The following is a 25,536-nucleotide window of genomic DNA, read 5'->3' as shown; positions in this document are numbered from 1 at the left end:
GATGAACCTGAACCCAGCCAGCCTAACCGCTGCCGCCCCGGACGACCACGCCCCCGTCGCCCTCTCCACCGACAACTGCCCGCGCATCCTGCTCGTAGACGACGAGCCGCGTTTGCTGTCATCCCTGTACGAACTGCTGCGCGACCGCGACTACCATCTGGTGACGGCGACCTGCGGCAGCGAAGCGCTGGCCCAGCTGACCAGGCTCAAATTCGACCTGATTCTGCTCGACCTGCGCCTGCCGGACATGAGCGGCCACGAGATCATGGACTTCATCAACGCCAAGGAGATCGACGGCGACGTCATCGTCATGAGCGGCGATGTCGGCATCGAGGCGGCCATCGGCGCGCTGAAACGCGGCGCCTACGATTACCTGCGCAAGCCTTACAGCCGCGAGGAGCTGCTCAAGACGGTGGAGAACGCGCTGCAAAAGCGCCGCCTGGCCATCGACAACGAGCGCATCGCCTCCAAGCTGGAAAACTCCGAGAAGATGTACCGCTACCTGGTGGACAGCTCGCCGGACATCATCTACACCCTGAACCACGAAGGCAAGTTCACGTTTGTGAACGACCGCGTGCAGCAGCTGCTGGGCTTTACCCGCGAAGAACTGATCGGCCGCCACTACTCGGTGCTGGTGCACGACGAAGACCAGGAGCGCGCGCGCTACGCCTTCAACGAGCGCCGCGTCGACGAACGGGCCTCGCGCAACGTCGAGCTGCGTTTGAAGTGCAACACCGGCAGCGGCATCGAGCGCACCTTCAACAACACGCTGATGACGATTTCGCTCAACGCGATCGGCATGCACATCCCGGACCACGAGGTGAAGAAGCATGAGTTCTTCGGCACCTACGGCGTGGCGCGCGACATCACCGACCGCAAGCGCGCCGAGGAAGTGATCTCCTACCAGGCCTACCACGACATCCTGACCGACCTGCCCAACCGCATGCTGTTCAAGGACCGTCTGGGCCTGGCCGTGATCCAGGCCAAGCGCAAGTTGACCGAGCTGGCCGTGATGTTCGTCGACCTCGATCGCTTCAAGCTGGTCAACGACACGCTGGGCCACGTCAAGGGCGACGAGCTGCTGCAGCAGGTGGCCACGCGCCTCAAGGACTGCCTGCGCCGCGGCGACACCCTGGCGCGCCAGGGCGGCGACGAATTCACCATCGTGCTGCCGGAGCTGCGCGACCGCCAGGACGCCAAGGCCATCGCCGACAAATTCCTCGAAAGCCTGCACAAACCGTTCGACCTCGATGGCCACGAGGTGCATATCTCGGCCTCGATCGGCATCGCGATCTATCCGGGCGACGGCGAGACCATCGACGAACTGCTGCGCCACGCCGACATCGCCATGTACCAGGTCAAGGCGTTGGGCAAGAACGGCCACAGCTTCTATCACAACTCGATGCTCGACGTGTCGCACCAGAAGATCGCGCTGGAGCAGAGCCTGCGCAAGGCGCTGGAACTGAACGAGCTGGAAATGTACTACCAGCCGCAGGTCGACGTGGCCAGCGGCCGCATCATCGGCGCCGAGGGCCTGATGCGCTGGAACCATCCGCAGCGCGGCCTGCTGTCGGCCGGCGAGTTCCTGCCGTTCGCCGAAGAGAATGGCCTGATGCTGCCGATCTCCGACTGGATGCTCGGCGCGCTGTGCCGCGACCTGCTGCAGTGGAACGCGGCCGGCGGCGAGGCGATCCGCCTGTCGCTGAACCTGTCGCCGCAATACCTGGACCGCGGCGACTTCTTCGAGAAGATGCGCGGCGCGCTGACGCGCTACGGCATTTCGCCGGCGCAGATCGAGGTCGAGATCACCGAGAACATCTGCATCCGCAATCCGCAGTACGCGATCGAACAGCTCAACAAGTTGTGCCAGCTGGGCGTGTCGGTGGCGATCGACGATTTCGGCACCGGCTATTCGTCGCTGTCGTATCTGCACCGCTTCCCTATCCACACGATCAAGATCGACCAGTCCTTCGTCAAGGAGATCCACGACGAGAACGGCCACTACCCGGTGATCCTGGCGATCATCTCGATCGCGCGCGGCCTAGGCCTGCACCTGGTGGCCGAGGGCGTGGAGACCGAAGTGCAGGCGCGCTACCTGCAAGCGAACGGCTGCACCACGATGCAGGGCTATCTGTACCACCGCCCGATCTCGCTGGCCAGCTTCATGGACGTGCTGCAGGACCAGGGGCGCCTGACGGCGATGCCTTCGGCCCATGTGCTGCACGTGGTTCCCAACCTAGACACCCAACCGGCAATGGTCGCGATCCAGGCCTGACGCAGCTTAGAAAAACAGCATGACGAAATACGGTCCCAACGACGCCGACGCCAACAGCGGCAGCACTTATACCGCCGAGTTCTTGCGCGTCAAGGGACTGGCCGAGCGTGGCGTGGCCAATGCCCAGCACAGCCTGGGCTTCATGTATTTCAACGGCCAGGGCGTGGCGCAGAGCTACGAGCTGGCGGTGGTCTGGTATCGCCAGGCCGCGCACTCCGGCCTCGAACACGCGCAGTACAATCTGGGCGTGATGTACCAGAAGGGCCAGGGCGTCGAGCAGAATTACCAGGAAGCGGCGGCGTGGTACCAGCTGGCGGCGGAGCAGGGCTACGCCGCCGCGCAGTACAACCTGGGCTGGCTGTACGCCAAGGGCCAGGGTCTGGACGCCGACACGCACAAGGCCATGCACTGGTTCAGCAAGGCGGCCGACCAGGGCGACGCCGGCGCGCAAAACAATCTCGGCATGATGTACGACACCGGCAAGGGCGTGCCGCAGGACTTCAAGCAGGCCATCGCCTGGTACCGCAAGGCGGCCGAGCAGGGCTATCCGCGCGCGCAGTTCAACCTCGGCCTGCGCTACGACAACGGCCAGGGCGTGCCGCAGGACGTGGGCCAGGCGATGTCCTGGTACCGCAAGGCGGCCGACCAGGGCTACGCGCCGGCGCAGTTCAACCTGGCGCTGCGCTTCGACAAGGGCGACGGCATCGCGCAGGACAGCCAGAAGGCCATCCTGTGGTACCGCCGCGCGGCCGAGCAGGACCACGCCAGCTCGCAGTTCAACCTGGGCCTGATCTACGACAACGGCCAGGGCGTGCCGCGCGACGAGCAGAAGGCGCTGGACTGGTATCGCAAGGCGGCCGAGCAGGGCCACGCTGCGGCGCAGAACAATCTGGGCTTGCGCTACGATCACGGCCAGGGCGTGGCGCAGGATTACGAGCAGGCGCAGTTCTGGTACCGCAAGGCGGCCGAGCAGGGCTTCCCCGGCGCGCAGTACCACCTGGGCATGCTGTACGACGCCGGCCACGGCGTGGTGCAGGATCACCAGGAGGCGATCTTCTGGTACCGCAAGGCGGCCGACCAGGGACATCTGCGGGCCCAGTTCGACCTCGGCCTGCGCTATGAAACGGGAGGCGGCGTGCCGCGCGACGACCGCAAGGCGATGGCCTGGTATCGCCGCGCCGCCGAGCAGGATTACGCGGCGGCCCAGTACAGCCTGGGCCTGCTGTTCGACAAGGACGACGGTCCGCAACCCGATTGCGCCCAGGCCAATGGCTGGTACGCCAAGGCGGCCGAGCTGGGGCACGCGCTGGCGCAGTTCACGCTGGGCCTGCGCTTCGACAACGGCCAGGGCCTGGCGCAGGATTATGCGCAGGCCCACCACTGGTACCTGAAGGCCGCCGGCCAGGGCCATGCGCGCGCGCAGTTCAACCTGGGGCTGATGTTCATGGTCGGCCAGGGCGTGCGCGCCGATATCGGGCAGGCCTGGATGTGGCTGGCGATGGCCGAGCGCGGCGGCTACGCCGCCGCCGGCCGCTACCTGAAAAATGCCGCCGCCCGCATGGACAGCACGCAGCTGGCCCAGGCCCGCGAACGGCTGGAATTGCTGCCTGGTTAAAATTATTCTGTAACAGCGATAGACACCTTAGTTATTTTATAGATAATATCTAAATATTAACTAAAACATAGGGTGTCTCATGAATAAATTTTTGACCGCTGCCATGCTCGCCAGCCTCGTCGGCCTGACCGCCTGCGCCACCACCGAGCAGCCTATCGTCCAGGCCGACGCTTCGGCACCGGCCGCCAAGCCGTCCCAGGCGCGTCCGCTGACCGGTACCCGCATCCCCTCCAAGGGCACGGGCCAGGCGGTCTCGGCCACAGAAGGCTCCGACTACGACCGCGATACGCGCGGCCAGGCCTCGCCCTACACCATCAAGTAAGCGTTTCTTTGACGGGGGACCACTCAAGTCCCGCGTTTTGTTGCCGTTAGATAATCATCAACCATCGTTCCGAGATGGCAGCGAGTATCGGCGACATGCAGATCAATACCAACCTCTCCTCCCTGAACGCCCAGCGCAGCTATGCGCTGTCGGGCGAGGAGATGGCTGTGCGGCTGCAAAAACTCTCGAGCGGCCAGCGCATCAATTCGGCGCGCGACGACGCCGCCGGGCTGGCCATCAGCGAGCGCATGAGCGCCGGCATCAACGGCTTGCGCCAGGCGCGGCAAAACATCAACGACGGCATTTCCCTGATCCAGGTGGCCGATGGCGCGGCCGGCCAGTTGCTGGACAATTTCCAGCGCATGCGCGAGCTGGCGGTGCAGGCCGCCAACGACAGCAACAGCAAGACCGACCGCGCCGCCATCCAGAACGAGGTGAATGCGCTGGTCGCCTCCAACGTGGACATCGTCGCCGGCGCCCGCTTTAACAACCAGAGCTTGCTCGACGGGTCGTTCTCGCAGCAGTTGCAGATCGGCGCCGGGGCGAACCAGACGCTGACCTTGTCCATCCCGCCCGCCCTGGTGCCGATCGGCTACAACCAGGCAACGGCCAACGTCGCGCCGGAGCAGGCCACGGCGGCCGGCACGCCGGTGCTGGCGGCGATCGGCTATGGCGATGTGGTCATCAATGGCGCGGCGGTGGGGGCGTCGGCGGCCGGGGCGCAGCCGGGGCAGGGCGCCAGCAGCGCCTTTGCGGTGGCGGCCGCCATCAACGCCGCCAATGTGCGCAATGTGACGGCCAGTGCCGCCACCACGGTGTCCGGTGCGGTCGGCGCCAACGGCGCGCTGGCGGCGGCCAGCTTTTCCATCAACGGCGTCAACATTGGCGCCATCGCCGGCAACACCGCCGCGATCCGGGCCGCCAACGCCGCCGGCGCCATCAGCGCGGCCGCCGGCGCCAGCGGCGTGACGGCCAGCGCCGCCGGCGGCACGCTGACGCTCAGCGCCGGCGACGGCCGCGATATCGTCATCTCCGAAACCAACCCCGGCAGCGTCGCCTCGCTGGGCCTGGGCTTGGGGGCGAACAAGGGGACGGTCACCGTGACCGAAGCGGTGCGGTCGGGCCCGCACTCGATGTCCATCGCCGGCGCCAATCCGGCGGCGGCGGGCCTGAGCGCGGGCCGGCAGGCCTCGGTCGTGGTCGGGCCGCCGGTGGCGGTGCAGCAGGAGGTGTACAGCGGCGGCGAACCGGTGCAGGACCTGAGCAATTACACCGGCGCATCCGACGCGCTGGCCTACTACGACGGCAAGATCGACGAGGTGACCGGCCTGCGCGCCCTGCTGGGCGCGGCCAGCAACCGGCTGTCGGCGGCGGCCAGCAACGCCGAAAGCGGCGCCAACAACCTGGCGGCGGCGCGCTCGCGCATCCGCGACACCGACTACGCCAGCGAGACGGCGCAACTGACCCGCGCCAGCATCCTGCGCCAGGCCGGCGCCTCGATGCTGGCCCAGGCCAACGCCCAGCCGAGCGGCGCGCTGTTACTGCTGCGCTAGCGCCATCCCCGGCGCCGACACGTGGCCGACCCGGTAGCGCTGCTCGTGCTGCAGCGGCGGCAGGGCCGGCTCGCCGCGCCACAGGCACAGGCGCACGATGCTCCAGTTGCCCGGCTCGAAGCCGATCACCACCGCCAACGCGCCGCACTCCAGTGCATGGCGCGCGTGCAGTTCTTCCCGCTGGCGCAGCTGGGTCAGGTCGCTGTGGGGCGCGATCGCCTCGACGCTGCGGGTGGCGTGGCGCGCCTGCCGCACCGCGTCGCCGACGCTGGCGTGCCACGGCGTCCAGGTGCGCACCGACGGCCAGCCGAAAGCCTGCGCCACGCCGGCGAAACCGGGCCCGCTGAGGAAGTCGTGCATGCCTTGCTCGCTATGCCACAGGTAGAAGGGCGCGTACAGGTTGTCCGGCGCATCGCCCCGTTCAGCGTACAGATAGGCCTTGAAGGCCAGGTCGGGCAACTGGTCCAGCAGCGGCCCCTTGCTGCCGATGCGCTCGCGCACGATGGCCATGTCGTAGTCGGCCGGCAGGCTGAAGCTGTATTGCATCGCGATCATGCCGGCCTCCACAGGCTGGCGGCCGGGGCGCCGCCGCTGAACGACCAGTCGTCGCCCTGCGAGCTCGACAGCACCACCATCACGTCCCGCGGCCGCAGGCCGGGCGCCTCGGCCAGCAGTTCGACCAGGCGGCGGTAGAAGGCTTGCTTCATCTCGGTGCTGCGCGGCTTGCCCGTGGTGATGTTGATCAGCACGAAGTCGTCGGAGCGCGGGCCGGCCGGGCTTTCGTAGTCGCGGTCGAAGACCAGTTCATGCGGCTCGTGCTGCTGGATGACCTGGAAACGGTCTTTTTCCGGCACGTTGAAGGCCTCGACCATGGCGCGGTGCAGGCTGTGCGACAGCGCGGCCAGGTATTCGGGCGATTTTCCTTTCAGCAGAGAAATGCGACTCATGGGCATGATGGCCTCCGGTGGGGGTGATTGACAGGTCCACGATACAGGGCTATTTTAATCCTGAAAATCAGGAATATTTTGATGAACGCTTCGATAAAACGGGATGATGATTCGGGATGATTATGCGAAGAATTACTTTTGACCTCGATGTGCTGCGCACCTTTGTCACCGGCGTCGACCTGGGCAGCTTCGCCAAGGCGGCCGACCGGCTGGGGCGGTCCACCTCGGCCGTCAGCGCGCAGCTGAAGAAGCTGGAGGAGCAGCTGGGCATGCCGGTGCTGCGCAAGGAAGGGCGCGGCATGGTGACCACCTCGGCCGGCGAATCGCTGCTGGGCTATGCGCGCCGGCTGTTGGAGCTCAACGACGAGGCGGCCAGCGCCGTGCGCGGCGCCGAGCTGGCCGGCAGCGTGCGGCTGGGCATGCAGGAGGATTTCGGCGAGCACATCCTGACCGAAGTGCTGGGCCGCTTCGCCCGCGTCCATCCCAGGCTGCGCATCGAGGCTTGCGTGGCGCGCAATGCCGACCTGATGGCGCAGATGGCGGCCGGGCGGCTGGAGCTGGCGCTGGCCTGGAGCGATCCGGCGCTGGCGTCGCCGGCCTTGGCGCGCACGCCGGAACTGGCGCGCCTGCCGATGCGCTGGATAGGCGCGGCCGGCGTCGGCGACTGGCCGGCCTGGAGCGGGCGCGGCGAACCGCTGCCGCTGGTGATGATGGACGCGCCCTGCATGATGCGCTCGGCCGCGCTGCATGCGCTGGACCGGGCCGGCATCGCGTGGCGCATCGCCTTCAGCAGCCCCAGCCTGGGTGGCGTGTGGGCGGCGGTGGCGGCCGGGTTGGGCGTGACCGTGCGCACCCAGGTCGGCCTGCCGCCGGCCTTGCGCGCGCTGGAGCAGCCCGGCCTGCCGCCGTTGCCGATGATCGGCCTGCGCCTGCATCGCGGCGCGGACGAGCTGGGCGCGCCGGCCCAGCGCCTGCACGACATCGTGCTGCAGGCGATCGCCGCGCAGCCGGCGCTGGCGCGCGCCGCCGTGACTATTGGATAGATTGGCGGCGCAACAAACGCGTAGAATTGCCCATTGGAAATCATTGCAACGTATCACTGTTGCGAAATATAAAAAACTATCTTCGGGGTCTCTATGAAAATGCATCACACCGGCGCCATCCTGGCCGCCGCCGCCGCCGCCGCCGCCATCGCCTCGGCCTTGTCCGGTTGCGCCACTGAAAGTTCGCAGGCCTTGGCCGTGCCGACCGTGGCCAGCGCCGCCCGTCCGTACACCGGCGCCCGCACCCTGGTCGCGGTCGGCAAGTTCGACAACCGCTCCAGCTTCATGCGCGGCATCTTCTCGGACGGCGTCGACCGCCTGGGTAGCCAGTCGAAGACCATCCTGATTTCGCATTTGCAGCAGACCAACCGCTTCAACGTGCTGGACCGCGACAACCTGTCGGAATCCAAGCAGGAAGCCGAATTCAAGAAACAAAGCCAGAACATCAAGGGCGCCGATTTCATCATCACCGGCGACGTGACCGAGTTCGGCCGCAAGGAAGTGGGCGACCACCAATTGTTCGGCATCATGGGCCGCGGCAAGACCCAGGTGGCGTACGCCAAGGTCACGCTCAACGTGGTCAACATCGCCACCTCGGAAGTGGTGTATTCCAGCCAGGGCGCGGGCGAGTACAGCCTGTCCAACCGTGAAGTGCTGGGCTTTGGCGGCACCGCCAGCTACGACGCCACGCTCAACGGCAAGGTGCTGGACCTGGCCGTGCGCGAAGCGGTGGACCGTCTGGTGGCCGGCGTCGACGCCGGCGTCATGACCCGCAAACAATAAGGCCAGCCATGAAAACCACCATGATCAAGAGCGCGGCCCTGATGCTGGCGCTGGCAGGCGGCGCGACCCTGAGCGGCTGCGCCTCGGCGCCCAAAACCCTGTACGGCTGGGAAGGCTATCAGCCGCAGGTGTACCAGCACCTGAAGGGCGAGAGCCCGGACCAGCAGATCGCCGTGCTGGAGAAAGACCTGCAAACCATGAGCGCCAAGGGCAAGTCCGCGCCGCCGGGCTTCCATGCCCACCTGGGCATGCTGTACTCGATCGCCGGCAAGCCGGACCAGGTCGTGGCGCAGTTCGAGGACGAGAAAAAACTGTTCCCGGAATCGGCGACGTATATGGACTTCCTGCTGGCAAAAATGAACAAGGGTGTGAACTGATATGCTGAACCGTATCCTGAAACTGGCCGTCTGTGTACTGCCGGCCGCGCTGATCGTCGGCTGCGCCACGCCGAAGGCGCCGTATGACTATACCGCCTTCAAGGCCGCCAAGCCGCGTTCCATCGTGGTGCTGCCGCCGCTGAACAATTCGCCGGAGGTCAACGCCGGCAACAGCTTCTACGCGCAAGTGACGTATCCGCTGGCCGAGGCCGGCTACTACGTGCTGCCGGTGGCGCTGGTGGGCGAGACCTTCAAGCAGAACGGCCTGACCAGCGCGGCCGACATCCACGCGGTCGACGCCAAGAAGCTCAACGAGATCTTCGGCGCCGACGCCGCGATGTATGTGACCATCACCAACTACGGCGCCAGCTACAACGTGCTCAACAGCGTGGTGCTGGTGACGGCCAACGCCAAACTGGTCGACCTGAAGACCGGCAACCTGCTGTGGGCCGGCACCGCGTCAGCCTCCAACAACGAGGGCGGCAACAGCGGTGGCGGCGGCCTGGTCGGCGCGCTGGTGGCGGCCGCGGTCAAGCAGATCATCGCCAGCACCACCGACGCTTCGCATCCGGTGGCCGGCGTGGCCAGCGCGCGCCTGCTGTCGGCCGGCATGCCCAACGGCATGCTGTATGGTCCGCGTTCGGAAAACTACCTGAAGCCCTAAGCTTGACGGCTGGCCCTTGGCGACCGGCATTGCCTGCGGCGGCCTACCTCTGCGGACTGCAACAGGCTTTGGCATTCTGGATCAAGATTGCGTAGACTGGGCGCACCATGAAAAAAATCGCCAAGGTGTCCATGTTTGCCGCATTGCTCGTCGCCGCTTATCTCGCCCTGTGGCCGGTGCCCATCGTGCCGGTCAGCTGGAGCGCGCCCACGCCGCCCGGCTATACGGGCGTCCATGCGGTCAACCAGCGCCTGGCTGGCGCGCAGCAGCTTGCGCTGGGCGGCGAAGTGGGGCCCGAGCATGTGTTGGCCGGACCCGACGGCAAGCTCTACACCGGCGTCGCCAGCGGCAAGATCCTGCGCATGAACGCCGACGGCAGTGCGCTGGAAACCTATGCCGACACCGGCGGCCGGCCGCTGGGCCTGGACTTCGACCGTGCCGGCCAGCTGATCGTGGCCGACGCCGTCAAGGGCTTGCTGTCGGTGGCGCCGGACCGCAGCGTCAGCGTGCTGGCGGACCACGTCGACGGCGAGACGATCCGCTTTGCCGACGGCGTGGCGGTGGCGGCCAACGGCAAGATCTACTTCAGCGACGCCTCGCAGCGCTTCGCCCCGGTCCGGCGCGACACGATGGAGGCGGCCATGCTGGACGTGCTGGAACAATCGTCGACCGGCCGCGTGCTGGAATACGATCCGGCCGGCAAGGCCGCGCGGGTGGTGGCCGGCGGCCTGAGCTTTTCCAACGGCGTGTTGCTGAGCGGCGACCAGCGCTGGCTGTACGTGAGCGAGAGCGGCAAGTACCGGGTCTGGAAGATCGCCGTCGACGCCGCCGGGCTGGATGTGCGGGTGGCGTCGCCGCAGGCGCAGGTGCTGCTCGATAACCTGCCCGGTTACCCGGACAACCTGGTGCGCGGCGCCGAGGGGCGCATCTGGCTCGGCCTGTCCGGCCCGCGCAACGATCTCGACCAGATGGCCGACCAGCCCTGGCTGCGCAAGCTGATGCTGCGCGTGCCGCGCGCGCTGTGGCCCGAGCCCAAGCCTTACGGCCATGTGCTGGCGTTCACCGAGGACGGCCGCATCGTCGCCGACCTGCAGGACCCGAGCGGCGCCTCGCCGGTGACCACCGGCGCCACCGAGACGGCCGGGCGGCTATACCTCCACAACGTCGGCGCCGGCAGCATCGGCTGGGTCAAGCGCTGAAGTGTACGCTCGATCTGCCCGGTGGTCGCGCCTCGGGCGTCAGGCGCGGCGGGCGATTGGGGGCGCGCCGCGTTCCGGCCGCGCGCGCTGCGGGGCGATCAGCGCCAGATTGGCGGACGCCTTGCCCGGCTTGCCCTGCGGCGGCAGCTTGAACACTTCCAGCGCCCTGGCCACGGCCTGCGCCTGCACGTCCAGCACGCCGGTGGCGGCCGAGGCTTCCTCGACCATCAGGGCGTTCTGGCGGGTGACCTCGTCCAGTTGCATGATGGCGTCCTTGACCTGGTTGACGCCGCTGCTCTGTTCGCGCGTCGAGCCGCTGATGTCGCCCATGATGGCGGCCACCCGGCCGATGGCGGCGATCACCGCGTCCATGTCCTGTCCCGCCGCGCTGGCCATGCCGGCGCCGATCGCGATCTTGCCGGCCGAGGCGTCGATCAGGGTCTTGATCTCCTTGGCGGCGGCGGCGCTGCGCTGGGCCAGGTTGCGCACCTCGCCGGCCACCACCGCGAAGCCGCGCCCGCTCTCGCCGGCGCGCGCCGCCTCCACCGCCGCGTTCAGCGACAGGATGTTGGTCTGGAAGGCGATGCCGTCGATCAGGCTGATGATGTCGACGATCTGGCTCGACGAGGCGCGGATGTCGTTCATCGCGGCCACCACCTGCGTGACCGCCACGCCGGTGCGTTCGGCCAGCGCGGTCGCCTCGCTCGCCACGCCGCTGGCGGTGTTGACGTTGTCGGCGGTCTGGCTGACGGTGCCGGTGATCTGGCCCATGTGCGCCGAGGTCTGCTCCAGGTTGGCCGCCTGCGCCTCGGTGCGCGCCGACAGGTCGGCATTGGCCGCGCGCACCTGGGTGGTGGTGCTGCGGGTCAGGGTGAAGTTGCTGCGGATGTCGACCAGGATCGACGCCAGGTTCAGGTTCAACTGGCGCACGAACGCTTGCAGCTGGCCCAGCTCGTCGTGGCGGTCGACCGCCATGCGGGTGGTCAGGTCGCCGCCGGCCAGGATGCGGGCCGCCTCGATGCTGGCCTTGATCGGCGCGACCACCGCCAGGTGCAGGTTGCGCCAGCTGTACAGGGCCAGCGCCACCATCAGCAGCGCCTGCCAGTGCAGGGCGCTGTCGGCATAGGGCCAGACGGCGTGGCTGGCGATCGCCAGTCCCAGCACGGCCATGCCGCCGAAGCATAGCGACAGCCGTTGCGCCAGCGTGATGTCGCGCAGCGCCTGGGTCCAGCGGCGCCAGCCGCGCGCGGCAGCGCCGCCGCGCACGATGCGGATGCCGTCCGGATTGCTGCCCTTGACGGTGCGGTAGAGCTGTTCGGCGTCCTGGATCTGTTCGCGCTTGGGCTTGGTGCAGACCGACATCAAGCCGGTGGTCTTGCCCTTTTCTATCACCGGCGTGACGTTGGCGATGCACCAGAAGTGGCCGCCGTCCTGGCAGCGATACTTGACCAGGCCGCGCCAAGGCTGGCCCGACAGCACGGTGCGCCACATGTCGGCATCCACGTCGGGCGGCATGTCGCCATGGTAGAGCGAGGTCTGCGGACGGCCGCCCAGTGCGTCGTCGGCGTAACCGCTGGCCTGGATGAAGGTGGAATTGGCGTAGGTCAGGCGGCCCTGGAGGTCGGTGGTGGTGACGATGGGCTTGCCGTCTTCAAGGACGGTTTCGCGGCCGGTCGCTGGGGAGGTGCTGCGCATGGGCGATCCTGTGCATGGGGTTGTCGAGGTGGCTAGCATCCTAACAGATTCAGGTGTCAACTATTTCTCAAATGCTATGATTTTTGTAGGGGCGCAACGGCGTGCGTGGTCGCGGCCCAGTGCCGCGTTCGCCGGGTTAGCGCCCGAGCTGCGCCGGGGCGCATAAAATGGCGGGCGCAGGCAGTCGAGTGGCCCATCACTGTTTCGCTACAAGATGGTGTATCGCGATGAGGACCACTTGTCGCTGGACAGGGGGCGTCTCGGACATCGGTACCAGAAAAATAGCGTGGCACTTTTTTACAACACAAAGGTTACTCATGGGACACGTAAATTATTTATTTGAAAGTAAGTTCCAATTTTCACAAGTTTCATGGTATATTTGCATCACTGGCCTGCTGTTTCATTTCACGCCTATCCATTGCAGCGCAATCACTACTAAAAGAGGACTACCTTGAAATTCTCGAAAATTGCAATCGCCGCGTTTGCATTTGCCGCTGCAATTGGTTCGGCACCGGCCGCCTTCGCCGCAACTGAAACCATCATTCTGGGCAAAAGCAACCTCGCCGGTTTCGCCAACCAGGACATGGCTCACCTGACGATTACCGAATTGGCTGGCAACACGGTGTGGACCCTGTCAGCCAACTGGAACAACGCGCTCAACGTGACTAACCCCTTCGTATTCGACCTGGAATTTCTCAATAAGAAGACCAGCGCGCCAGTCAACTTTAGCGCTGCTGCCGGCAGCAACATCTCGCTGGCGAATCACGGCCTGTCCGCCACGGCAGTGAAGTTCCAGCCGGCCAATAACGCCGGCCGATTTACCGATGGCGAAACCGCCAAGTGGACCTTCAACAACACGGCCCTGAGCGACTTCAGCGGCTTCCAGCTGCATGTCAACGCATTGACGAATGGCAACTCGGTCAAGTTCACGCAACTCTTGACGACGCCAGTGCCGGAACCAGAAACCTACGCCATGCTGCTGGCAGGCCTGGGCCTGGTCGGCTTCGCCGCACGCCGCCGCGCCGCCAAGTAACCCCACTGGCAGGCTGCGCGCCTGTCCGGTAGGATCGAATGCCCCGCTCGCCGGGGCATTCGCGTTTAATCAGCCCGCGTGCCGCAATGTTGTCAATTACGGGCAATCCCGCGTAGAATGCGTGGCACGCGGGTGTAGCTCAATGGTAGAGCAGAAGCTTCCCAAGCTTACGACGAGGGTTCGATTCCCTTCACCCGCTCCACTCAAAGCAAAGACTTGGCGCCAGGCTCTGGCGCTATTTTTTTTCCGCAAAAAAACACTGTAGTGATGCTGGCCAGCCTGGGCCTGGCGGCCTGGCCGCGCGCCGCCGCTCGATATTATATAAATAATTTACACCGTTTCAGGGCCGCGCGGGCCGGCCGGCGCTCGCTTTGATCAGGCTGTCGCGCAGGGTGGCGACGGCCTGTTGCACGACGGTGAATTCATCCGGCGTCAGGCCGCAGGCCTCCACCAGGTTCATCTCCAGTCCCCGTTCGCGCAGCGCCCGGCCGGCGTCGGTCAGGCTGACCAGCACCTGGCGCTCGTCGCCCGGATCGCGCGCGCGGCGCAGATAGCCCATCGCTTCCAGCTTCTTCAGGATGGGCGTCAACGTGTTCGATTCCAGGAACAGTTTCTCGCCCAGGCCGCTCACGGTCTGGTTGTCCTGCTCCCACAGCGCGATGATGGCGATGTACTGCGTGTAGGTCAGGCCCAACTCGTCCAGGATGGGACGGTAGGCGCGGCCGAACGCCAGGTTGGCGGAGTAGATCGAAAAACACAGGAAGTCGGCCAGCTTGCGGGTGGTCGGTTGGGCGGGGGCGTTGGCGGTCATGGCGTTTCCTTCTTGAGCTGGATGCCGTCCATTATACATCGCATACGATTTGATCGGAACTGCTTGACTTTGTTTTTGGTTGGGTTATTATTCATCCCATCCGATTGCATCGGATGCGATATAAATCCTCCGCCACCAAATTTGAGAACCTCCGCCATGATCAACATCGACAAAGTACTGTACACCGGCAAGACCCACACCACCGGCGGCCGCGATGGCAGCGTCCGCAGCAGCGACGGCCGCCTGGACCTCAAGCTGTCCTCGCCCGGCAGCAACGGCCAGGGCAGCAATCCCGAGCAGCTGTTCGCGGCCGGCTGGTCGGCCTGCTTCATCGGCTCGATGGGCCTGGCCGCGCGGGCGATGAAAGTGCAGCTGCCGCCGGACCTGGCGGTGGACGCCGAAGTCGACCTGGGCACCACCGGCGACGACTACCTGCTGCAAGCGCGCCTGAACGTCAGCCTGCCGGGCCTGGAGCGCGTCGTGGCCCAGGCGGTGGTGGACGCGGCAGACAAGATCTGCCCGTACTCCAAGCTGGCGCTGGGCAAGATCCACGTCGAGCTGGCGCTGGTGGCATGAATACCGGGCGCCGCACTCTATTGACCGGCGCCCTGGCGGCCGTCGGTCTGGCCGCCACCGAACTGCCGTTCGCCGCGCTGGCACACGCCGCCGAGGGACCGCAGCCGCTGGCGCCGATCAGGCAAATCCGCGCCGGCGAGCTCGATGTCGGTTACTACGAAGCCGGTCCGGCCGACGGCAAGCCGGTGCTGCTGCTGCACGGCTGGCCATACGATATACACAGTTTCGCCGAGGTGGCGCCGCTGTTGGCAGCGCAGGGCTACCGGGTGATCGTGCCGCATCTACGCGGCCACGGCAGCACGCGCTTCCTGTCGGACGCCACCTTCCGCAACGGCCAGCAGGCGGCGGTGGCGCTGGACATCATCGCGCTGATGGACGCGCTGAAGATTGAGAAGGCGATCCTGGCCGGCTATGACTGGGGCGCGCGCACGGCCAACATCATCGCCGCCTTGTGGCCGCAGCGCTGCAAGGCGATGGTGTCGGTGAACGGCTATCTGATCAACAACCGCGAGCGCAACCGGCTGCCCCTGTCGCCGCAGGTGGAGCACGGCTGGTGGTATCAGTTCTACTTCGCCACCGAACGTGGCAAGGCGGGCTACCAGGCCAACCGCCGCGAGTTCGCCAGGCTGATATGGCAGGCCAACTCGCCGCAGTGGCGCTTTGACCAGGCCACCTTCGAGCGCAGCGCGGCGTCGTTCGACAACCCGGACTACATCGCCATCGTGATCCACAACTACCGCTGGCGCCTGAGCGTGGAGCAGGGCGATCCGAAATACGACGCGCTGGAACGGCAACTGGCCGCCGGCCCGGTGATCGCCGTGCCGACCATCACGCTCGACGGCGACAGCGACGGCGTGGCGCCGGCCACCGATGGACAGGGCTATGCCGCCCGCTTCTCCGGCAGGCGCACGCACCGCGTCATCAAGGGCGTGGGCCACAACCTGCCGCAGGAAGCGCCGCAGGCGTTCGCCCAGGCCGTGATCGACGTCGACGCTTACTAGCGCGTCAGGCGGTCTTGCGCTCGCCGCGCTGGAGGAAGTGCTCGACCAGCGCGCGGTGCGTGGGCAGGTCGGCCAGCGCGCGCAGCGACATCTGCTCGATCATCTGGAACTCCTTGCGCGCCTCGTCGACGCGCGGCAGCGTGCGCGCATTGGCGTATTGCGCGGTCGGGAACTCCATCCCGTACAGCACATACTGCCAGCTGGACGGCGGATACATCTCCAGGTCCACCACGAAGTCCATGCGGTGCGGCGCGCGCGTGCGCCACATGGACAGCTTGTCGCGCAGCGATTCCGGGATGCTGGCCGGGTCGGTGTTGTCGGTCCAGAAGGCGTTGTCCCGGCGCTGGGTGAGGCAGTAGTGCAGCTTGACGAAATCGACGATGCGCTCGTAGCGCGCCTTCATCATCTCGTTGTACACCTTGGCCACCGGCGCCAGGTCGCCGTTGTGCGGGAACAGGTAGCTGACCAGGTAGGCCGCCGTTTCGATCAGGCCGATGCCGGACGATTCCAGCGGCTCCAGGAAGCCGCCCGATAGGCCGACCGCCACGCAGTTCTTCACCCAGTGCTGCTCGCGGTAGCCCACATTGAGCTTGAGCTGGCGCGGATTGAGGTCGTCGCTGGCGGGGCCGATGTATTGGCGCAGCACTTGCTCGGCGCGGCTGTCGTCGGTGTGGCGGCTGGAGTAGACGTAGCCGATGCCGCGCCGCTGGTGCAGGCCGATGTCCCAGGTCCATCCCGCCTCGTGCGCGGTGGCGATGGTGTAGGAGGGGATGGGCGCGTCGGCCGACTCGTAGGGCACTTGCATCGCCAGCGCGCGGTCGACGAACAGCGTGTCGTTGATGTTGCGGAAGGGCGTACCCAGCGCGTCGCCGATCAGCGCGGCGCGGAAGCCGGTGCAGTCAATGTACAGGTCGGCCGTCAGCACGCCGGCCTCTTTGGTGTGCACCGCGCCGATCGCGCCTTGTTGGTCCAGCTCCACCCGCTCCACCGTGGCCTGCACGTGGCGCACGCCCAGCGATTGCGCGTGGGTGCTGAGCAGGGCGGCGAATTTGCCGGCGTCGAAATGGTAGGCGTAGTTCAGCGGCCCCATGAAGTCGGCGTCGTTGTAGCGCTTGGGGCCGTGCGCGGCATCGGCCACCCGCTTCTGCATGGTGGCGGCGGCGGCGAAGCCTACGCCCGGCGCGGCCGCGCCCTGCAGCCAGTAGGGCAGCAGTTCCGGGCCGCCGGGCCGCTGGCTGGGCAGGCTGAAAGGATGGAAGTAGTGGTCGTTGCCCGGCGCGCCGGGCGGGCGCACCCAGTCGGTGAACTTGATGCCCTGCTTGAAGGTGGCGTGGCACTCGCGGATGAAGCGCGCTTCGTCGATGCCGATGGCGGCCAGCGTGCCGCGGATCGAGGGGAAAGTGCCTTCGCCGACGCCGATGATGCCGATTTCCTTCGATTCCACCAGCGTGATGCGCACGCTATTCTCGTCTGCGCCGGCGCCCAGGGTGCGGGCCAGGAAGGCCGCCGTCAGCCAGCCGGCGGTGCCGCCGCCGACAATCAGGACGTTTTTGACAGGTGTTGGCATCGATTTCATTTTATTTTGGTCTCCGTCGGTAGAGTGTGCAGCCCCTCGAAACGCCGTCTGGCATGTCAGGGAAACAACGCCGCTACAATTTTTAAATTGACATCCGTGATTTGAATTATGTACCATGAAATCGATTTCACAAATAACGAAAACGTTTTCAGTGAATTTGAAAACGATTTCAAACAACATGAAATCGATTTCCACGATGATAAATGTGGCACCGCCCCTTCCCCGGCGATCGCTACGCAAAAGGAGACTTATGAACGTCCACGTACCGCAGTCCGGGAAGCGCTTGCCGTCCCCGATCCAGTTGGCCATCCTCGCCCTGATGGCCGGCACCAGCGTCACCGTCTATGCGGCCACCCCGGCCGAAGCATCGGCCGCCGAGCAGTCCATCGCCGTCGCCACCGCCGCCGATAAAACCTCATCGACCATCACCGAGGTGTATGTCACCGCGACCAAGCGATCCACTTCGCTGCAAAAGACCCCGGTCGCGGTGACCGCGCTGAACGCCGCGGTGCTGGACGATAACCACGTGCAGACCTTGCAGGACGTGGTCAACCTGGTGCCAGGCTTCGCCGCCACCGGCCAGGGCGACCACGGCGTGATCACCATGACCTTGCGCGGCATCGGCAACGACAGCGCCAAGACCGAATACGCCGATCCTGAAGTGGCCAGTTTCGTCGACGGCATCTACTCGCCGCGTCCGGAAGGCGCGACCGCGCTGCTGTTCGACCTGGACGCGATCGAAGTGCTGCGCGGCCCGCAAGGCACGCTGTGGGGCCGCAACTCGACGGTCGGCGCAGTCAATATGCAGACCGTGAAGCCGGAAATCGGCAGCAGCGCCGGCAACTTCGAAGCGGGCTACGGCAGCTACGCCCGTGTGGGCGCGCGCGGCGCGGTCAACATCCCGATCAACGACACCATGGCGATGCGCGTGGCGGTGGTGCACGAGCAGCACAACGGCTACGTCAGCTACCAGGACGCGCCCAACCTGTCGCTCGCCGCGCAGCACACGGCGGCCGATCCGGTGATCGCCGCATGGAACAAGGCGCATCCGGGCAACCCGATCGCCTTCCAGCCGATCAACACCAACCTGTACGTCAACAACAACCAGAAATACAGCGCGCAGGACCAGAGCGCGGCGCGCCTGAGCTTCCTGTGGCAGCCGATGCCTGGCCTGAAGTGGAACGTCGCGTATGAGCACTATATGGACCGCGGCACGCCGAGCATGAACCTGATGCAGACGCCGCGCGCGGGCCAGGATTTCTGGTCGGCGCTGATCGACGTCGCGCCTAGCGTGAACCGCGATTCGCATTCGGTGCGCAGCCGCGTCGACTACGAGATCAACAAGGACATCAGCCTGGCCTACATCGCTGGCTATTCGCGCTTCAATGGCTCGTCGACCTTCGACCAGGATGGCGGCGCCAATATTCCGACCAGCTTCACCAGCGGCGGCAGCTACCAGGCCAACAACACCGTCTGGTCCAAGTACAAGAACTACAGCCACGAACTGGAAATCCAGTCGACCGGCAAGCGCGATGTGGACTGGCTGCTTGGCCTGTACTACGCCAATGAGGACAACGGCATCCGCTTCGACATCCCGATCATGAACGGCACCCAGCAGGGCACCGTGGGCTGGCAGGGTTCCTTCATCCAGCCCAAGGAAACCGTGGAATCGAAGTCCGTCTTCGGCCAGGCCACCTGGAATGCCAACGATGCCTTGCATGTCACCGGCGGCCTGCGCTACACCTCGGACGAGCGCAAGAACATCGGCGGCACCAACAACGGCTGGAGCAATTCGGATGCGCCGCAGATTCCTGTGAGCCCTTCGATGAATCCACTGGGCGGCGGCACCGGCTTCACGACCTACCAGCATAACGACGGCGTGTTCAACGACCATAAGCTGACTGGCCTGGTACGCGTGAGCTACGAGATCGACAAGAACAACATGGTCTACGCCAGCGTATCGACCGGCTACAAGTCGGGCGGCTTGCAGGATGGCGGCGTGCCATATGGTTCCGAGACGCTGACCAATTACGAAGTCGGCTCGAAGAGCACCTTCCTGGGCGGCACGGTACGGATGAATAATTCGGCGTACTACGAGAAGTTCAAGGGCTTCCAGTTCAGCGCACCGATCACCAATCCAGATGGCACGCGCGGCCTGGCGACCAGCAATGCGGAAGGCGCCAAGGTCTGGGGCCTGGAGACGGAGATCGCCGCCAAGATCACGCGTGAAGACCGCGTGCAGTTCACGGCAGCGTACACCAACGCCACGCTGAAGCACTTGGTTGGCGGCAGTAACGACTACGTGCTGCCGGCGTGTTCGGTGCCGGGCATCAGTACCTGCCTGGACGTCACCGGCAACACCATGCCGCACTCGCCGAAGTTCAGCGCGCAGATGATGTACCAGCACAGCTTCGCGCTGGCCAACGGCACGCTGATCCCGCGCATCAGCGCGCATTACGAAACGGCCAGCTGGCTGAGCGTGTTCAATCTGGGTGAGCCGGACAAGCAGAAGGCTTACACCCGCACCGACCTTGGCCTGCGTTTCGACGCCGATTCGAAGTGGTACTTCGACGCTTACATCCGCAACGCGGAAGACGCGAAGATCAAGACCAGCGCGATGAACGCCAACGGCCCGTGGCAAGCGCAGTACCTGCCGCCGCGCACCTTCGGCATCAACGTCGGCAAGTCGTTCTAAGCAAAGAGTTTTTCATGTAGTCCCAGTGTTGTTGTAGTGGTCTTCCAGCCCCTCGTCCTGAAAAGGTCGAGGGGTTTTTTTATGCCGATTCGAAGTGATCAAATTATCGGCAAACAGTTTGGTACAGACTATGATGAATATGAGAGCTGGCGGGAGGATAGATCATGTCTAGCATCAAGATCGAGATCGACAATGAGCTGCTGAAGAAGGCGCGCACCTACGTTGGGCCAATGGAAGCCGATGCCTTGGTTCAGATGGCTGTTACTACATTGATTCAGCTGAAAGCTGGCGAATGGCTGGCGGCCCAAGGCGGAACTCAGCCGGACCTTGCCGACATTCCTCGCCGCCGCCGGGGCGTAGAATGATTCTGGCTAACGCGCGAAGCCGGCATGATCGCCGGCTTCGCATAGCGAGCACACGTCTGGGTGTATGCGCTTAGTCTTTATGATGGAACGGTGCGTACCAGGTGACGATGAACGATGGGATCGTGGCGGCCATCACCAGCCAGAAGTAGTGCACATAGCCTAAAGCCTGCTGCAAGTGGCCGCTGACGATGCCGGTGACCATCATGCACAGGCCCATCAGGCCCGTGCCGAAGGCGTAGTGCGTGGTGGTGTATTTGCCCGGCGCCAGTTGCTGCATCAGGTAGATCATGAAACCCACCGAACCGAAACCAAAGAAGAACTTCTCGATCGCCACGCCGGCGCTGATGATCAGCAGGTCGTGCGGCTGGTAGATGCTCATCAACAGGAAGGTGACGTTGGGGATGTTGACCGCGCAGCACAGCACGAACAAGGTCGCCGGCAGCCCGCGCCGCGCGACGAAGATCCCGCCCAGCAGGGAACCTAGCAGCACCGCGATCAGACCATAGGTGCCGTAGATCAGTCCCAGCATCTCGTTCGACAATCCCAGCCCGCCTTGCGCCACCGGATCGACCATGAAGAAGGGCCCGATTTTTTCCAGCAGCCCGATACTGAGCCGGAACAGGAACGCAAACGACACCATCAACCACACGTCGCGCTTCTGGAAGAAGGTGACGAAGGAATCCTTGAGGATGAAGGCCGCTTCCGCCACCGACTTCGGCGCGTTCTCCGCCTTGGCGCCGTCCGGCATCACGCGCATGTGCCACAGCGCCGCCACGATGGTGATGGCCGCGACGATGAAGAAGATGATGCGCCACGATTCGATCCACTCCGGCCCGAACACGCCGGCCTGGTGATGGAAGTAGTGCGTGTGCAGCCAGCCGCTCAGATACACCATGCCGCCCGAGGCGACGATGGGACCGATGTTCCAGCTCAGACTCTGGATGCCGCAGAACAGCGACTGCGTCTTGGCGTCCAGCGAGGTGACGTACACGCCGTCGGACGCGATGTCCTGTGTGGCGCCGACCAGCGACAGCACGCCGAACATGAACACCATCACCACCATGTAGTCCGGCAGCGACATCGCCAGCGCCACGCCGGCGAAACCCAGGCCGATGATCAGCTGCGCGCACAGCACGAAGAACTTCTTGGTGCGGTACATTTCAACGAAGGGCGCGAACAGCGGCTTGATGGTGTAGGCCAGGATCAGGTAACTGGCATACTGCGCGGCCTGGCCGTTGTCCATGCCCAGGTTCTTGAACATGATGGAGGTGACGCTGGTGAGCATCATGTAGGTCAGCGCCATCGCGAAGTATCCGCTGGGGACCCACAGCATCGGCGTGCCGCGCGCGAACATGGCGCGCAGTAGCGATGGCGGTTGGCTGGCGGCGGATGCCTGCGGCTCTTGTGGCACGGCGGATGGTGCGGTTTGCATGATGTCGTCCTCGTTATTCTCGTTGGAGTGTAAAGCATCAGGCTCTGTGGCCTGTAGAAAGGAAAAAGCCGGCATCTGCGCCGGCGGGGTGATTACGCTTGCTCTAGGCCGCGTGCGCGGTGCGTTGCGGCCTTTGTTTCAAAAGATAGTCGCGGTACCAGTGCGCGCTGTGCTTCAAGGTTCGCTTCTGCGTCGCATAGTCGACGTGGACGATGCCGAAGCGTTTCGCGTAGCCGGAGTTCCACTCGAAGTTATCGAGCAGGCTCCAAAGGAAGTAGCCCTGGATGTCCACGCCTTGCAGGCGGGCGTCGTTCAGCGCCTTCAGGTGGCGCAGCACGAAATCGATGCGCGCCTCGTCCGGGATCTCGCCGTTGACGATCACGTCCGGATTGGCCATGCCGTTCTCGGTGATGTAGATCGGCGGCAGCTCGTACTCCGCTTTCAGTTTCAGCAGCAGCTCGGTCAGGCCGTCGGGGAAGATCTCCCAGCCCATGTCGGTGGTACCCAGTTTCGCTTCCGGCTGGCGCGGCGGCGTCTCGGCCGAGCAGTAGGCGCGGAAGTAGTAGTTCACGCCGAGGAAGTCGATCTTGTGCTGGATGTCCTTGAAGTCGTTCTCGTGGATCTCCGGCGCGTTGTCGCCGTGGCCTTGCAGCGCCAGTTCCGGATACTTGCCCTTGAAGATGGGGTCCATGAACCACTGCACCGAACGGGCGTATTCGAATTCCGCCAGCGCCTTGTCGGCCGCGCTGTCGGTGGCCGCGTCGGCGGTCCACTGATTGAGCACGATGCCCAGCTTGGCCGGGCTGCCGACCGCGCGCATGGCCTGCATCGCCAGCCCGTGCGACAGCAGCAGGTGGTGCGATACCTGGATAGACTGCTTCAGGTCCGCCACGCCGGGCGCGAACTGCGCGTTCCCGTAGCCCAGGTTGGCCGTGCACCACGGCTCGTTGTGCGTTGCAATCGTTTTCAAGCGCGAACCAAAACGACGCGCCACTTCGCCGGCATAGTCGGCAAAGCGGTAGGCGGTGTCGCGATTGAGCCAGCCGCCGTCGTCCTGCAGGCCTTGCGGCAGGTCCCAGTGGTAGAGGGTGACGTGGGCTTCGATGCCCTTGGCCTCCAGTTCGGACAGCAGACGGTCGTAGAAGGCGAAACCGGCTTCGTTCCAGGCGCCTTTGCCCGTTGGCTGCACGCGCGACCAGGCTATCGAGAAGCGGTAGGCGTCCACGCCCATGCCGGACATGATGGCCACGTCTTCCTGATAGCGGTGGTAGTGGTCGCAGGCGATGTCGCCGTTGCTGCCGTCAATGACGTTGCCGGGCGTGTGGCTGAAGGTGTCCCAGATCGACGGGCCTTTGCCGTCGGCGACCGCGCCGCCTTCAATCTGGAAGGCGCTGGTGGCGACGCCCCAGGTAAACGAGGGAGGAAATTGAGTGAAATCGGTCATGGATAGTCGTTTTGAGGATTAACAGGGTGCGAAACAGGGCATTTTGACGTTTGAAAACGATTTCACGCCTCCTGACTCGATTAGACCTCAAGTCAAACGGGGTGTCAATCTTTTGCTGAAATGGGTTTTGAGCGGCTGATATAATGCTGCCTCATTCTTCATCGACTCACTTCATCCCATGTCTTCCGATACCCCTAAAGACGGCCCAGCGCGGCCGATGCTCTACGACCCGACCGAACACCGCATCCGCAGCTTCGTCACGCGTGCAGGCCGCCTGTCGACCGCGCAGGCGCGCGCGCTGGAGGAATTGAGCCCGAAGTACATGATCGAATACGCCAAGACGCCGCTCGATTATGAGCAGGTCTTTGGCCGCAAGGCGCCGGTGGTGCTGGAGATCGGTTTCGGCATGGGCGGCACCACGGCGCACATCGCCGGCGTGATGCCGGAGAAGGACTTCATCGGCGTGGAAGTGCACACGCCCGGCGTGGGCAGCATGCTCAAGCTGATCGAAGAACAGGGCCTGACCAACCTGAAGGCGATCCAGCACGACGCGGTGGAAGTGTTGAACCAGATGATCCCGGACGGTTCGCTGCACGGCGTGCATATCTACTTCCCGGATCCGTGGCACAAGGCGCGCCACAACAAGCGCCGCCTGATCCAGTCGCCGTTCGTCAAGCTGCTGGTGCAGAAGCTGGCCGTGGGCGGCTACCTGCATTGCGCCACCGACTGGGAAGACTACGCGGTGCAGATGCTGGAAGTGCTGGGCGCGGAAGAGGGCTTGCAGAACACCGCCGATGGCTATGCGCCGCAGCCGGCTTATCGTCCGCTGACCAAGTTTGAAAACCGCGGCCTGAAACTGGGCCACGGCGTGTGGGACCTGGTCTTCACGAAGAAGTAATTATTTGCGCAGCCGGACGATGGCCGCGTTCAAGCGCTTGAACGTCTCGTCCGGCACCGACTTGCTGCACCACAGGCGACGCTCGTAGCCTTTGTACAGGTCGGAGAAGTAGATGCGCTTGTAGTACGAGGCCGGATAGCCCGAGGCCTTGATCGCTTCCTCGGCTTCTTCTTCCGTGATGAAGAAGTAGTCGATGCTGTGCCGGCGCAGCATGTCCAGCAGCTGCTGGGTGTCCGCACTGCTTGGGATGGTCGGCGTCTTGTAGCGCAGCAGGCCGCGGTCGAACGCCACACCGTAGGACACTCCCCGGTTCACCACCACGCGCAGCTGCTTGTCGGTCAGCGTATCCTTCAACGGCTGCTCGTCATGCATGGCGGGATTGCCGCTCCAGGTCAGCGCGAACGGGCGCTTGTCCTCATACACCACTTCCGAGAATTTTCCGACGCGTTCGCGCTCCGGCGTTTGCAACCAGCCCAGCATGCAGGCGGGTTCCTGCTCGGCCGCCTGCATCAGCACCAGCTGCTGCTTGGCCGGCGTCTGGCGCACGACAAACGGGATGCCGGCCGCAGTGAGCGCGGCGATGGCAGGCGCGGCGGCGTGGCCCGTCAGCACGCCGCGCGAGTCGGCATATTGCAGCGGCGGGCTTTGCGCGTAATGAAGTGCCAGCGGCTGGGCCGAGGCGGCCCCCGCCGCCATCAGCAGGGACAGGGCAAACACCTTCATCACTTTTCCAGCTGCTCGATATCCAGTGCCACGACATAGGCCAGATGGCCGCTCTGCCACACGCCGCCACCGCGCACCTGGGCGTCGCAGCTGGTGACCTGGCCTTCGATGTCCTTGTGCTTCAGCAGCGCGCGGAAAGTCAGCGAGGCCTTGGGCGACAGGTAGCCCGTCATGCGGCCGTTGAGGAAGACCGCGACGGCCGCGCTCTCGTACGGATTGACATCGTCCGGCACCAGTGTGGCCAGGTAGGGCGTTGCGGCGGCCTGGTCGCCATGGTCGCCGGCCAGTGTCTTGAGCGTGGCCTGGTAGCGCGATTCGTTGACCACTTCGACCAGGAAGCGGCCGTCGTCGGACCAGTGCAGCGCGGGAGCGACGTCGGGCAGCGTCGGTTCATACGGCGTGGCGGGGCGCGCCGGCAGCGGCATCGGCTTGGCCGGATTGGTCTTGATGATCGCGTAGACCACCAGGCCGGTGACGGCGATGATCAGCAGGGAGATGGCGAGTTCCAT

Annotated in this window: 24 protein-coding genes and 1 tRNA gene; 16 read left to right on the top strand and 9 right to left on the bottom strand. The window is 65.0% G+C overall.

What is annotated here, in order from left to right:
* The first annotated feature begins 1 nt into the window (after position 1).
* The 4 genes from AC07OK_RS05065 to AC07OK_RS05050 all read left to right on the top strand — a co-directional run bounded on the left by AC07OK_RS05065 (position 2) and on the right by AC07OK_RS05050 (position 5,765).
* On the top strand, positions 2 to 2,275 hold the full coding sequence (locus AC07OK_RS05065) for a putative bifunctional diguanylate cyclase/phosphodiesterase (RefSeq protein ID WP_494689381.1): 2,274 nt from the start codon (positions 2 to 4) through the stop codon (positions 2,273 to 2,275).
* 19 nt (positions 2,276 to 2,294) lie between these two features.
* The gene (locus AC07OK_RS05060; protein ID WP_494689252.1) at positions 2,295 to 3,890 is read left to right on the top strand and encodes an SEL1-like repeat protein; all 1,596 of its coding nucleotides are present in this window, start codon (positions 2,295 to 2,297) and stop codon (positions 3,888 to 3,890) included.
* Positions 3,891 to 3,969: 79 nt separating this feature from the next.
* Positions 3,970 to 4,212, top strand: coding sequence for a hypothetical protein (locus AC07OK_RS05055; RefSeq protein ID WP_494689251.1), 243 nt, complete (start codon positions 3,970 to 3,972; stop codon positions 4,210 to 4,212).
* A 95-nt stretch (positions 4,213 to 4,307) separates the two neighbouring features.
* A complete protein-coding gene (locus AC07OK_RS05050) occupies positions 4,308 to 5,765 on the top strand; it encodes a flagellin N-terminal helical domain-containing protein (RefSeq protein WP_494689250.1) in 1,458 nt (485 codons plus the stop codon).
* Here AC07OK_RS05050 and AC07OK_RS05045 read toward each other — a convergent pair.
* Both AC07OK_RS05045 and AC07OK_RS05040 read right to left on the bottom strand, forming a co-directional pair.
* Positions 5,751 to 6,320 (bottom strand): DUF4865 family protein, encoded by a 570-nt coding sequence (locus AC07OK_RS05045; RefSeq protein WP_494689249.1) that lies wholly within the window; start codon positions 6,318 to 6,320, stop codon positions 5,751 to 5,753. The two genes, AC07OK_RS05050 and AC07OK_RS05045, sit on opposite strands and share 15 nt — an antisense overlap.
* Entirely contained in the window at positions 6,317 to 6,712 is a 396-nt protein-coding gene (locus AC07OK_RS05040) for a tautomerase family protein (protein WP_494689248.1), read from the bottom strand. Before AC07OK_RS05040 ends, AC07OK_RS05045 begins: the two co-directional genes overlap by 4 nt.
* Before the next feature lie 122 nt (positions 6,713 to 6,834).
* Here AC07OK_RS05040 and AC07OK_RS05035 point away from each other — a divergent pair, with 122 nt between their 5' ends.
* The 5 genes from AC07OK_RS05035 (at position 6,835) to AC07OK_RS05015 (ending at position 10,778) form a co-directional block, all read left to right on the top strand.
* Positions 6,835 to 7,755 carry a LysR substrate-binding domain-containing protein gene (locus AC07OK_RS05035; protein WP_494689247.1) on the top strand — a complete coding sequence of 307 codons (921 nt, stop codon included), beginning with the start codon at positions 6,835 to 6,837 and terminating at the stop codon, positions 7,753 to 7,755.
* 99 nt (positions 7,756 to 7,854) lie between these two features.
* Positions 7,855 to 8,538, top strand: coding sequence for a CsgG/HfaB family protein (locus AC07OK_RS05030; protein ID WP_494689380.1), 684 nt, complete (start codon positions 7,855 to 7,857; stop codon positions 8,536 to 8,538).
* 8 nt (positions 8,539 to 8,546) lie between these two features.
* The gene (locus AC07OK_RS05025) at positions 8,547 to 8,915 is read left to right on the top strand and encodes a DUF4810 domain-containing protein (RefSeq protein ID WP_494689246.1); all 369 of its coding nucleotides are present in this window, start codon (positions 8,547 to 8,549) and stop codon (positions 8,913 to 8,915) included.
* A 1-nt stretch (position 8,916) separates the two neighbouring features.
* The gene (locus tag AC07OK_RS05020; RefSeq protein WP_494689245.1) at positions 8,917 to 9,579 is read left to right on the top strand and encodes a DUF799 domain-containing protein; all 663 of its coding nucleotides are present in this window, start codon (positions 8,917 to 8,919) and stop codon (positions 9,577 to 9,579) included.
* Positions 9,580 to 9,686: 107 nt separating this feature from the next.
* A complete protein-coding gene (locus tag AC07OK_RS05015; protein ID WP_494689244.1) occupies positions 9,687 to 10,778 on the top strand; it encodes an SMP-30/gluconolactonase/LRE family protein in 1,092 nt (363 codons plus the stop codon).
* A 39-nt stretch (positions 10,779 to 10,817) separates the two neighbouring features.
* Here AC07OK_RS05015 and AC07OK_RS05010 read toward each other — a convergent pair whose 3' ends face one another.
* On the bottom strand, positions 10,818 to 12,473 hold the full coding sequence (locus AC07OK_RS05010) for a methyl-accepting chemotaxis protein (RefSeq protein WP_494689243.1): 1,656 nt from the start codon (positions 12,471 to 12,473) through the stop codon (positions 10,818 to 10,820).
* Between the two features lie 451 nt (positions 12,474 to 12,924).
* Between AC07OK_RS05010 and AC07OK_RS05005 the strand changes: the two genes are divergently transcribed.
* Both AC07OK_RS05005 and AC07OK_RS05000 read left to right on the top strand, forming a co-directional pair.
* Entirely contained in the window at positions 12,925 to 13,506 is a 582-nt protein-coding gene (locus AC07OK_RS05005) for an FxDxF family PEP-CTERM protein (protein ID WP_494689242.1), read from the top strand.
* A 128-nt stretch (positions 13,507 to 13,634) separates the two neighbouring features.
* Positions 13,635 to 13,708 (top strand) — tRNA-Gly (locus AC07OK_RS05000).
* A gap of 138 nt (positions 13,709 to 13,846) precedes the next feature.
* Here the strand turns inward: AC07OK_RS05000 and AC07OK_RS04995 are convergent.
* Positions 13,847 to 14,317, bottom strand: coding sequence for a MarR family winged helix-turn-helix transcriptional regulator (locus tag AC07OK_RS04995; RefSeq protein WP_494689241.1), 471 nt, complete (start codon positions 14,315 to 14,317; stop codon positions 13,847 to 13,849).
* 156 nt (positions 14,318 to 14,473) lie between these two features.
* Between AC07OK_RS04995 and AC07OK_RS04990 the strand changes: the two genes are divergently transcribed.
* Positions 14,474 to 14,893 carry an Ohr family peroxiredoxin gene (locus AC07OK_RS04990; protein ID WP_494689240.1) on the top strand — a complete coding sequence of 140 codons (420 nt, stop codon included), beginning with the start codon at positions 14,474 to 14,476 and terminating at the stop codon, positions 14,891 to 14,893.
* On the top strand, positions 14,890 to 15,894 hold the full coding sequence (locus tag AC07OK_RS04985) for an alpha/beta fold hydrolase (RefSeq protein WP_494689239.1): 1,005 nt from the start codon (positions 14,890 to 14,892) through the stop codon (positions 15,892 to 15,894). The genes AC07OK_RS04990 and AC07OK_RS04985 overlap by 4 nt, the downstream gene beginning before the upstream one ends.
* 4 nt (positions 15,895 to 15,898) lie before the next feature.
* Here the strand turns inward: AC07OK_RS04985 and AC07OK_RS04980 are convergent, their stop codons facing one another.
* Complete coding sequence (locus AC07OK_RS04980; RefSeq protein WP_494689238.1) at positions 15,899 to 17,461, bottom strand: tryptophan halogenase family protein; 1,563 nt, start codon at positions 17,459 to 17,461, stop codon at positions 15,899 to 15,901.
* 259 nt (positions 17,462 to 17,720) lie between these two features.
* Between AC07OK_RS04980 and AC07OK_RS04975 the strand changes: the two genes are divergently transcribed.
* Together AC07OK_RS04975 and AC07OK_RS04970 are read left to right on the top strand one after the other, a co-directional pair.
* Entirely contained in the window at positions 17,721 to 20,165 is a 2,445-nt protein-coding gene (locus tag AC07OK_RS04975; RefSeq protein ID WP_494689237.1) for a TonB-dependent receptor, read from the top strand.
* A 164-nt stretch (positions 20,166 to 20,329) separates the two neighbouring features.
* Positions 20,330 to 20,530 (top strand): type II toxin-antitoxin system VapB family antitoxin, encoded by a 201-nt coding sequence (locus tag AC07OK_RS04970; protein WP_494689236.1) that lies wholly within the window; start codon positions 20,330 to 20,332, stop codon positions 20,528 to 20,530.
* A gap of 70 nt (positions 20,531 to 20,600) precedes the next feature.
* Here AC07OK_RS04970 and AC07OK_RS04965 read toward each other — a convergent pair whose 3' ends face one another.
* Together AC07OK_RS04965 and AC07OK_RS04960 are read right to left on the bottom strand one after the other, a co-directional pair.
* Positions 20,601 to 21,962 carry an MFS transporter gene (locus AC07OK_RS04965; protein ID WP_494689235.1) on the bottom strand — a complete coding sequence of 454 codons (1,362 nt, stop codon included), beginning with the start codon at positions 21,960 to 21,962 and terminating at the stop codon, positions 20,601 to 20,603.
* A 103-nt stretch (positions 21,963 to 22,065) separates the two neighbouring features.
* Positions 22,066 to 23,406, bottom strand: coding sequence for a GH1 family beta-glucosidase (locus tag AC07OK_RS04960; RefSeq protein ID WP_494689234.1), 1,341 nt, complete (start codon positions 23,404 to 23,406; stop codon positions 22,066 to 22,068).
* Between the two features lie 217 nt (positions 23,407 to 23,623).
* On the opposite strand from AC07OK_RS04960, the gene trmB reads away from it, so the two are divergent.
* Positions 23,624 to 24,304, top strand: coding sequence for a tRNA (guanosine(46)-N7)-methyltransferase TrmB (trmB, locus tag AC07OK_RS04955; protein WP_494689379.1), 681 nt, complete (start codon positions 23,624 to 23,626; stop codon positions 24,302 to 24,304).
* Here the strand turns inward: trmB and AC07OK_RS04950 are convergent, their stop codons facing one another.
* Together AC07OK_RS04950 and AC07OK_RS04945 are read right to left on the bottom strand one after the other, a co-directional pair.
* Positions 24,305 to 25,027, bottom strand: coding sequence for an ABC transporter substrate-binding protein (locus AC07OK_RS04950; RefSeq protein WP_494689233.1), 723 nt, complete (start codon positions 25,025 to 25,027; stop codon positions 24,305 to 24,307). It abuts the gene before it with no gap.
* The gene (locus tag AC07OK_RS04945) at positions 25,027 to 25,536 is read right to left on the bottom strand and encodes a hypothetical protein (protein ID WP_494689232.1); all 510 of its coding nucleotides are present in this window, start codon (positions 25,534 to 25,536) and stop codon (positions 25,027 to 25,029) included. Before AC07OK_RS04945 ends, AC07OK_RS04950 begins: the two co-directional genes overlap by 1 nt.

Source organism: Duganella sp. GW821-FHT07G03, from assembly GCF_059418605.1.
The sequence above is the reverse complement of the archived record's forward strand: the minus strand, read 5'-3'. Positions and strand labels throughout refer to the sequence as shown.

Excerpts from the sequence above, each read along its gene's own strand:
- AC07OK_RS05065 (WP_494689381.1), top strand. The coding sequence starts at position 2 with ATGAACCTGAACCCAGCCAGCCTAACCGCTGCCGCCCCGGACGACCAC.
- AC07OK_RS05060 (WP_494689252.1), top strand. The coding sequence starts at position 2,295 with ATGACGAAATACGGTCCCAACGACGCCGACGCCAACAGCGGCAGCACT.
- AC07OK_RS05055 (WP_494689251.1), top strand. The coding sequence starts at position 3,970 with ATGAATAAATTTTTGACCGCTGCCATGCTCGCCAGCCTCGTCGGCCTG.
- AC07OK_RS05050 (WP_494689250.1), top strand. The coding sequence starts at position 4,308 with ATGCAGATCAATACCAACCTCTCCTCCCTGAACGCCCAGCGCAGCTAT.
- AC07OK_RS05045 (WP_494689249.1), bottom strand. The coding sequence starts at position 6,320 with ATGATCGCGATGCAATACAGCTTCAGCCTGCCGGCCGACTACGACATG.
- AC07OK_RS05040 (WP_494689248.1), bottom strand. The coding sequence starts at position 6,712 with ATGAGTCGCATTTCTCTGCTGAAAGGAAAATCGCCCGAATACCTGGCC.
- AC07OK_RS05035 (WP_494689247.1), top strand. The coding sequence starts at position 6,835 with ATGCGAAGAATTACTTTTGACCTCGATGTGCTGCGCACCTTTGTCACC.
- AC07OK_RS05030 (WP_494689380.1), top strand. The coding sequence starts at position 7,855 with ATGCATCACACCGGCGCCATCCTGGCCGCCGCCGCCGCCGCCGCCGCC.
- AC07OK_RS05025 (WP_494689246.1), top strand. The coding sequence starts at position 8,547 with ATGAAAACCACCATGATCAAGAGCGCGGCCCTGATGCTGGCGCTGGCA.
- AC07OK_RS05020 (WP_494689245.1), top strand. The coding sequence starts at position 8,917 with ATGCTGAACCGTATCCTGAAACTGGCCGTCTGTGTACTGCCGGCCGCG.
- AC07OK_RS05015 (WP_494689244.1), top strand. The coding sequence starts at position 9,687 with ATGAAAAAAATCGCCAAGGTGTCCATGTTTGCCGCATTGCTCGTCGCC.
- AC07OK_RS05010 (WP_494689243.1), bottom strand. The coding sequence starts at position 12,473 with ATGCGCAGCACCTCCCCAGCGACCGGCCGCGAAACCGTCCTTGAAGAC.
- AC07OK_RS04995 (WP_494689241.1), bottom strand. The coding sequence starts at position 14,317 with ATGACCGCCAACGCCCCCGCCCAACCGACCACCCGCAAGCTGGCCGAC.
- AC07OK_RS04990 (WP_494689240.1), top strand. The coding sequence starts at position 14,474 with ATGATCAACATCGACAAAGTACTGTACACCGGCAAGACCCACACCACC.
- AC07OK_RS04985 (WP_494689239.1), top strand. The coding sequence starts at position 14,890 with ATGAATACCGGGCGCCGCACTCTATTGACCGGCGCCCTGGCGGCCGTC.
- AC07OK_RS04980 (WP_494689238.1), bottom strand. The coding sequence starts at position 17,461 with ATGCCAACACCTGTCAAAAACGTCCTGATTGTCGGCGGCGGCACCGCC.
- AC07OK_RS04975 (WP_494689237.1), top strand. The coding sequence starts at position 17,721 with ATGAACGTCCACGTACCGCAGTCCGGGAAGCGCTTGCCGTCCCCGATC.
- AC07OK_RS04970 (WP_494689236.1), top strand. The coding sequence starts at position 20,330 with ATGTCTAGCATCAAGATCGAGATCGACAATGAGCTGCTGAAGAAGGCG.
- AC07OK_RS04965 (WP_494689235.1), bottom strand. The coding sequence starts at position 21,962 with ATGCAAACCGCACCATCCGCCGTGCCACAAGAGCCGCAGGCATCCGCC.
- AC07OK_RS04960 (WP_494689234.1), bottom strand. The coding sequence starts at position 23,406 with ATGACCGATTTCACTCAATTTCCTCCCTCGTTTACCTGGGGCGTCGCC.
- trmB (WP_494689379.1), top strand. The coding sequence starts at position 23,624 with ATGCTCTACGACCCGACCGAACACCGCATCCGCAGCTTCGTCACGCGT.
- AC07OK_RS04950 (WP_494689233.1), bottom strand. The coding sequence starts at position 25,027 with ATGAAGGTGTTTGCCCTGTCCCTGCTGATGGCGGCGGGGGCCGCCTCG.
- AC07OK_RS04945 (WP_494689232.1), bottom strand. The coding sequence starts at position 25,536 with ATGGAACTCGCCATCTCCCTGCTGATCATCGCCGTCACCGGCCTGGTG.